The sequence below is a fragment of the Snodgrassella sp. ESL0304 genome, from assembly GCF_013344995.1.
Classification (GTDB): Bacteria; Pseudomonadota; Gammaproteobacteria; order Burkholderiales; family Neisseriaceae; genus Snodgrassella; species Snodgrassella alvi.
Map to the genome: position 1 here is coordinate 67,504 of NZ_JAAEDR010000009.1, position 8,313 is coordinate 75,816.

Consider the following 8,313-nt stretch of genomic DNA (forward strand, 5'->3'; position numbering starts at 1 on the left):
GAGGGAAACCAGTTATGGCGAGTAACGACGATAATAAAAAACAGCCGAATGCACCTGCCGGTGCTCCGCAGCCGGGAGGTGGCGGTAAACCGGGTGCAGGCGATAAACCCGCCGGTGGTGGTGCCGCAGGCGGTAAGCCGGGTGCAGGAGATAAACCTGCCGGTGCCGCAGGAGCGGGCAAGCCGGGTGGCGGCAAAGCGCCGCTGCCAACGCCGAATAATCCGCACAATAAAGAAATCAGTATAGCGGATATCACTTCGGGCCACTCGGTAGAGCAGAATGATTACGGTATTTATAAGGATGGCGACGCTGCCGCCGCCGCCAACCGTCTGCCTCCTGCCGAGCAGAAAAAACCGGAGTCCGGGAAAAAACAGCCGAAGAAGCCGGGAGCTTCACAGCCGGGCAAAAAACCGGACGGTAAAACGCCGGCGAATACCACTGCGGACTGTAAAAAGCCTGATGCTAAAACACCGGATGGTAACAAGACCGACGGCAAAAACCTGCCATCAACCGTGCCGGGAGCACCCGCTCTGGACAAACCACCGAGTATCGAAAAAAAGATCGGCGATATGCTTGAGCCGTATTTGCCGACGATTAAGCCGATTGAATTTCAGTGGCCGGGGGTGCTTAAGCCGGATGAGTTTCCCACTGCCGCCGGTGGCCGCCTGCCGGCTTCCATCAGCAGTATTCAGGAAAACCGCAAAGACAATAATTTTGTCGACCGCACTAAAGCCAAGCCGTGCCAGAAAGTACTTAAAATCAGCTTCTTTTTTGATGGCACCAATAATCATGAAAAAGCCGATAAGGTGGTATCCGGTGCAACGCCGCCGACCGCAGAGCAGCTTGATCCGCTTAAAGATGCCGCGGCTCAGCAGGCAAAGCTGATTAAGCCGTATACTTATCCGCGTACTTCGAATGCCGCGCGCCTGTTTCATGCCTGTATGGGAGCAGGTGGTCGACCGGGGGATAATAATCGCGACGAGGAAATGATTAAAAACGGCTGGTTCCGGCATTATATTCAGGGTGTCGGTACCCGCTTTGAGGAAATTGGCGACGATAATCCGGTAATACTTGGCGAGGCGCTGGCGAGATTCGGTCAGGCGCGGATTAACTGGGGTTTAACCCGTATCTGCGATAGCTTGGGTATCAGTAAAATATTCAATGAAAAAGACTTACCGCTGGAAACCGCGCAGAAAATGGTAAAGGGCATGGATTCACGTGCCGGACGCAAAAGCCAGCTCGACAGCTTTCTGAATACCTTGCAGCGCCCGGATTCCAAACCATTGCCGAAGGCAATTAAGCTGTATGTGGTCGGCTTCTCCCGCGGCGCTGCCGAAGCACGCACCTTTCTGAACTGGCTGCTTGACTACCTGCTCGACCGTGACGAAAATGCTGCGGCGCGCGAGCAGCTGGAGAAGCTGGTGGCGCAGCAGGCAGAAGAGCGCACCAAACAGCGGAAAGACAACCGTGCCGCAGCAGAGGCAGCGGCTAAAGCCAAACAGGAAGCCGAGGCGAAAAACAAAGACAAGTCTGCCGGGCAGGACAAGGATAAAACCTCGGCCGATGCACAGGGTAAAGATAAAGAACAGCCGGATGCTAAGGATAAGGATAAAGCTCAGCAGCCGGCACCGGCTGCCTGCGGACCGGTAAACAGCAGCGCCGACAAAGCTGCCATGCAGCGGGTGCAGGTGCAGGCTGCCAGCATGACTGCCGATGCTTCCAAAGGCAAAAAACCGGCCAAAGCCAATGATAAAAAAACAGAAAAAGAAAAACCCTATGAAGGCATTGAGCTGAAACTGCTGGGTATCCCGATTTATGTTGAAATGTGCGGCTTGTTTGATACCGTAGCTACTGTAGGTATGTCGCCATTGGTGGCCATGGTCACCGGTCATTGCTCATGGGCGCACCGCACCATGTCGCTGCAGCGTGCTGGCAGTGCCGGCTTTATCAAAAACTGCTATCATTTTGTTTCCGCACATGAGCAGCGCAAGAGCTTCTCGGTCGACAGCATCTGTGTTGACGGCGGCTATCCGAAAGGCAATTTCAAGGAATATATCTACCCCGGTGTGCACTCCGATATCGGCGGTGGCTATCCGCCCGGTGAGCAGTTTAAAAGTAATTATGGTATGGGGCATGTGCTGGCGCAGATTACCCTGCATGATATGTATGCACGCTGCTGGGAGCATGGTATGCCATTGCAAGTTTTTCCAGATCATCCGATGTTAAAGAAAGACATGCAGAAGCATCCGCGTTTTGAGCTTCAAAACTATGAAATTATGGATAGAGATATAACTAAAGAGTTTGATATACAACCAGAGATGGTAGAGCGCTTTAATGCCTGGCTGAAAACGCTGGAAACCTCGAATATCAGCACCGCGCTGCAAAAGCAGATTCATCATTTCACCGCTTACCGGATTTTGCGCTGGGTACGCTCCGGTATTGCCGGCTATGCACGTTTCCTCGGCTTACAGCTTACGTCTGGTGGCAGTATCGGGGAAAAGGAAGACAAAGACACCAAAAAAGGCCGTACTGAAATTATTGACAAGGGACGTAAAGAATCCAATGAAGCCGGTAAAGGCAATTTCCCCGATAAGCCGGTTGCCGATAATGATGAAATGTGGAAGCAGGCCGGTCTGGAGGATATTCCGAAAGAGAAACGGCAGGAATTTCTCGACGGCATTATCAATAAAAATTATGTAGCCGGCAATGACGGCTGGGATCTGATTGAAGGTGCCAAGGATTTCAAGGCCGATTATCTGCATGAATTCAATCTGGAAAATATGCTCTCCGCCGGCTTCCTGCTTAATACAATGTTTGCCGGCAGCATGTATATGCTGAATAACGACGACGAGGCGGCAGAATACAAAGACATCCATGATAACGGCGACGAGCTGTATTTCGGCGCGAAAGTTGCTGATCTTAAAACGCCGGCATCGGGTAATACCGGCACCATTCCTCTGCCGCCAATGGCGAAAAATATTGTCGCCTCAGACACGCCGCCGGGGAGCAGCACCCCAGCCGGGGGCACTGCCCCGGCCGACGGTAAGGCACCGGCAGACGGCAAAGCTCCTGCTGATGGCAAAGCCCCGGCAGACGCAAACAAAGGCAAAAAGCCATGGGAATACTCGGCGAAGCAAATCAGCGAGATGTTCCAGAATGCCGATAAAGGTGCACTAGTTACCGGTACCATGCTTAATGTCCTGCGCCAGCGTTATCAGAATAATCTGCACGGTCGTGATCTGGCGACAAATGCGGTCAAGGATATCTGGCAGCGGCTGCAACAGGCAGATTTGCGCGAAAAAATTGTCATCCACAAGCGGCTGAAAACCCATGCAGAAAAATATTCGGCCAATTATCCGCAGATGGTGCGGATTTTTGACGACCAGATTCATGATTCGCGCGCCTGGTTTATGCATGATTCGCTGCTGAAAAGCCGCGAACCGTTTACCAGCTATTTTTCCCACCGTCTGGTGTTCAGCGGCGGCTTTTCAAATAAACCGCTGTCGCCGGTGCTGCTGGCCAATCGCGTGGTCGGGATAGCGGGGATTGCCCGCAGCGCCTATATGAGCGTGAAATACGGCAATCCGGCCTATATTCTGATTGGTCTGAATAATCCCGAGCTGTTTGTTACCGATGCAGACAGAGCCGCATGGGGGCTGCTCACTCAGGACTATCAGGCACTGGCCATTGATCCGGATACCGGTAAAATTCTGCCGACTGCCGATAATCTGAAAAAGCTGCGCAAGTTCACCAAGGATCTGGAAACCGCCACCAAGCAGATTAAAGCTCAATATGACAAACAGCAGCCGTGGACTGATAAGGAATTTCTCGACAAAACCCTCGGCCAGGTTATTCAGAACAGTGATGAAACCATCAAGAATCTGAATGAAATCCGCGAACTGCTTACCGAGCAGCAAAAAGCGCTGGATCAGATGAAAGAGTCCAATGCGCAGCTGAAGCAGCAGGCAGAGCAGGTGAAAAAAATGCTGGATAAGGTTACCGAGAATCAGAAACAGCTGGAAAATGCGGTGCAGCAGGCTAAAGCCGGCACACTGGATAAGCAGCAGCTGCAGGATGCTCTGAAGCAGGGGATGACTGTTTATTCCGATCCGGCAGCGGCGCTGCCGCAGGCGAGCCTGATGCAGCCGCCCGGTCTGGAAGACATCAGCAAAGACAGTCTGGCCGAGCATTTACGCCAGCAAATCAGCCAGTACCAGCAAAACAGCCGCATCAGCGCGCAAAACAGTACTGCCTTGCTGGAGAGCGGTGCACAGGATCCGCAAACCCTTGCGCAGGCTTTTTACAACAACAGCAGCGGCGATATTTACGATCAGGCAGTAGAGCAGATGGGTAAATCCGCGCTCAACCGGCTTGGTCTCGGCGATATGGAAATCAACCAGTATCTGCCGGAAAACATTGCCAGCCGCAGCCAGCCGGAAATCGCCAGCCTGTTGCAGCAGCTGCAAAGCGGTAATATTCCGGCTCAGATGCAGGCAATTTCACCGCAAAAGATGGAGTTGATTAAAAAAGTACTGCAAAGCTGGCTGCTGTAGCCGTAAGCGGCACGCAGCGTTTTATTCACGCTGCCTTTGTTGTAACGCCATTGCCGCCATGCCGGGGCAATGGCATTTTATTCTGCTGTTTTGCCTTTACTGAGAGTAAAGCGCGTAGCCAGAATTTTATCATTGCTGCTTAATCGCTTAGGCTGCTAACAAAGATACTGCGCTGTTGCGTATAATTGTGTAATATATTGATATATGAAATAAATGCCGGAAGTAATACGATACTAACAATTCAATAAAGGGGATATAGAGATGCAATTATTAAATACACAATGCAGTAATCACAGCGTTTAACCCAAGAAGAGTGAGAATCAAATGTCTGCTAAAAAAATATTTACTGTAAGCCGTCTTATCCGGCTGAGTTTATTGCTGCTGTCGGCTAGCGCCATCACCTCCTGCGGCGGAGGTTTTGAACCATTTGTCGGCGTTACTTCCGGTAAAAACAAATCCTATGCCGCACCGGTAGAAGCATTGGAATACAACTATGAAAATATATCAAGAGGTTCGATCAATGGTGGTTGTATACCGAATACGCCAGGGGTAAATGAATATCAGGTAGGTAAGAAGCGTTATGGCGGAGGTTCTACCTGCGGTGCGGCTTATTTGCCGGCTAAATGGAAACCGGGTATGACTGCGCGTATTTACTGGCGGGTTCTGCCTTATCCGGCTTGGCGACCAAAAGTATTGAACAAACCAGGATTGGTATTGGATACTCAAGAATCAGCTATTATAGATCAGTATGATGAAAATCATTCAGCGGTAATACCATTACCACCCCCACCAGCGTTTGCCGGCGATGATTTTGGTAAGGTGCGAAATATTACCGTTCATTTTTTGGCCTGTAACCAGATATTTATTGATTATGGTACCCGACAGGAAAATGCACCGGAAGTAGTAAAAAAACAGTTTGAACTATATGCGAAAAGTGAGAAACTGTGTACGCCACGCCCGACTATAAAATCTATGGCAGATTACCGGCGCAATAAAGCTAAGCTGGATGCAATCAAAAAAGAACGTGACAATATCCAGCAGGTAATCCTGCCGGAATATATAAAGGAACTGGAACAGCAGGGCAAGCTGCCGGTTAGTAGTAAATAAGTTTTGCAGGCTTGCTGTGGTCGCCGGCTGACAACTTACCGATGCAAGTAAGCTTGCGCCGGCAAGCCTGAACTGTTCTCTTTGCAAAAAAGCCGGCTGATTCAGCCTTAGCCGGAATCTTCTGAAAATAACGCCATTGTTCCCATACGGGTACAGTGGCGTTTTATTATCCGCAGTGTAAATATCGGTTCGACTAATAAAAAACTTTCGTTTCTGCGCCAGATATTGGTAATATCATTGCATAAAAACTGACAGATGTAAGCAGTACCGGCAACAGGACGATAACAAAAACCGGAATAAAGCGGAAATCAGAGATGCAGCTACGAAATCAATTATTAAATACACAATGCAGTAATCACAGCGTTTAACCCAAAAAGAGTGAGAATCAAATGTCTGGTAAAAAAATATTCACCGTAAACCGCCTTATCCGGCTAAGTTTATTGCTGCTGTCGGCTACCGCCATCACCTCCTGTGGCGGCGGTTTTGAACCATTTGTTGGTGTTACTTCCGGTAAAAACAAAGCCTATGCGGCACCAGTGGAGGCATTGGAATACAATTATGAAAATATGTCCGGTGGTTCGATTAATGGTGGTTGTATTCCTGGGACTAATGGTGTAGATGATTATGAGGTGGGTAAAAAACGCTTTGGTGGAGGATCTACTTGTGGAGCTGCCTATCTGCCGGCGAAATGGAAGCCGGGTATGACTGCGCGAATTCACTGGCGAGTGCTACCATATCCTAAATGGCATCCAAAAATGTTAAATTTGCCCGGTGTGAATTTTGATGAAAAAGAATCAGCTATTATTGATCAATATGATGAAAATCATTCAGCGGTAATTCCTTTACCGCCTCCACCGCCATCAGCCGGTGATGATTTTGGCAAAGTAAGGAATATCACAGTGCATTTTCTGGCCTGTAATCAATTGTATATTACTTACGGTACAGTAGAAGAAGGCAGAAATACCCCGATGCATTACCAGCTTTTTGCGAAAAGTGAGAAACTATGCACACCGCGCCCATCAATTAAATCCATGGCAGATTACCGGCGTAATAAAGCCAAACTGGATGCAATCAAACAGGAGCGGGCAAATATTAAGCAGGTAATCCTGCCGGAATATATAAAGGAACTGGAGCAGCAGGGCAAACTGCCGGTTACTGGTAAATAGATACATAACAGGCTTTGAATTTTATTTGTAGTGCTTTTTAAAACAAGAATAGAAGATAGAAGAGTGAGCATTAAATGTCTGATAAAAAAATATTTACGGCAAGCCGTCTTATCCGGCTAAGCTTATTACTGCTGTCGGCTACCGCTATCACCTCCTGCGGCGGAGGCTTCGAACCCTTTGTCGGCATTACTTCCGGTAAAAACAAAGCCTACGCTGCACCAGTGGAGGCACTTGTATACGTCTATGAAAATATTTCCGGTGGTTCAATTAATGGTGGCTGCATTCCGAATACTAATGGTGTTGACGATTATGAAGTTGGTAAAAAACGCTTTGGTGGAGGATCTACTTGTGGAGCTGCCCATCTGCCGGCGAAATGGAAGCCGGGTATGATGGCGCGTATTAACTGGCGAGTATTGCCTTATCCTGGCTGGAAAGCGCGTATGTTAGATATGCCGGGAGTTAATTTTGATGAAAGTCAAAAAAGTATAATGAGGCAATATTATGAAAACTATTCAGCAGTAATCCCATTACCACCTCCGCCACCGTCTGCCGGTGATGATTTTGGCAAGGTAAGTAATATCACTGTCCATTTTCTGGCTTGTAATCAGTTATATATTGATTATGGTACTACAGATGATGATACCCGTGAGGCAGTAAAGAAACAGTTTGAACTATTTAAGAAAAGCCAGAAACTATGTACCCCGCGCCCGTCGATTAAATCTATGGCAGATTACCGGCGTAATAAAGCCAAACTGGATGCAATCAAACAGGAGCGGGCAAATATTAAGCAGGTAATCCTGCCGGAATATATAAAGGAACTGGAACAGCAGGGCAAGCTGCCGGTTACAGGTAAATAGACGACACATAACAGGCTTTGAATTTTATCTGTAGTGCTTTTTAAAACAAGAATAGAAGAGTGAGCATTAAATGTCTGGTAAAAAAATATTCACCGTAAACCGCCTTATCCGGCTATGTTTATTACTGCTGTCGGCTACCGCCATTACCTCCTGCGGCGGCGGTTTTGAACCATTTGTCGGCGTTACTTCCGGCAAAAATAAAGCCTACGCTGCACCAGTTGAGGCACTTGTATACGTCTATGAAAATATTTCCGGTGGCTCAATCAATGGTGGCTGCATTCCGAATACTAATGGTGTTGACGATTATGAGGTTGGCAAAAAACGCTTTGGCGGTGGTTCTACCTGTGGTGCAGCCTATCTGCCGGCGAAATGGAAGCCGGGTATGACGGCGCGTATTAACTGGAGAGTTTTCCCTTACCCCGGTTGGCGTGCGCGTGGATTAAATGTACCTGGAGTAGTAATAGATCGTAAAGAAGCAAATATCATTGATCAGTATGATGAACACTATTCAGCAGTAATCCCATTACCACCTCCGCCACCGTCTGCCGGTGATGATTTTGGCAAAGTAAGAAATATCACAGTGCATTTTCTGGCCTGTAATCAATTGTATATTACTTACGGTACAGTAGA

5 protein-coding genes are annotated in these 8,313 nt (G+C 48.4%); all 5 read left to right on the plus strand.

Going from position 1 to position 8,313, the window contains the following annotated elements; genetic code table 11:
- Positions 1-14: 14 nt before the first annotated feature.
- Entirely contained in the window at positions 15-4,553 is a 4,539-nt protein-coding gene (locus GYX91_RS01760; protein ID WP_174829780.1) for a phospholipase effector Tle1 domain-containing protein, read from the plus strand.
- A gap of 324 nt (positions 4,554-4,877) precedes the next feature.
- Positions 4,878-5,660, plus strand: coding sequence for a DUF3304 domain-containing protein (locus GYX91_RS01765; RefSeq protein WP_174829781.1), 783 nt, complete (start codon positions 4,878-4,880; stop codon positions 5,658-5,660).
- Between the two features lie 389 nt (positions 5,661-6,049).
- Positions 6,050-6,826, plus strand: a complete 777-nt coding sequence (locus GYX91_RS01770) for a DUF3304 domain-containing protein (protein ID WP_174829782.1) — start codon at positions 6,050-6,052, stop codon at positions 6,824-6,826.
- Between the two features lie 74 nt (positions 6,827-6,900).
- Positions 6,901-7,683, plus strand: a complete 783-nt coding sequence (locus tag GYX91_RS01775) for a DUF3304 domain-containing protein (protein ID WP_174829783.1) — start codon at positions 6,901-6,903, stop codon at positions 7,681-7,683.
- 70 nt (positions 7,684-7,753) lie between these two features.
- On the plus strand, positions 7,754-8,313 hold a 560-nt coding region (locus GYX91_RS01780), incomplete at its 3' end, for a DUF3304 domain-containing protein (protein ID WP_174829784.1).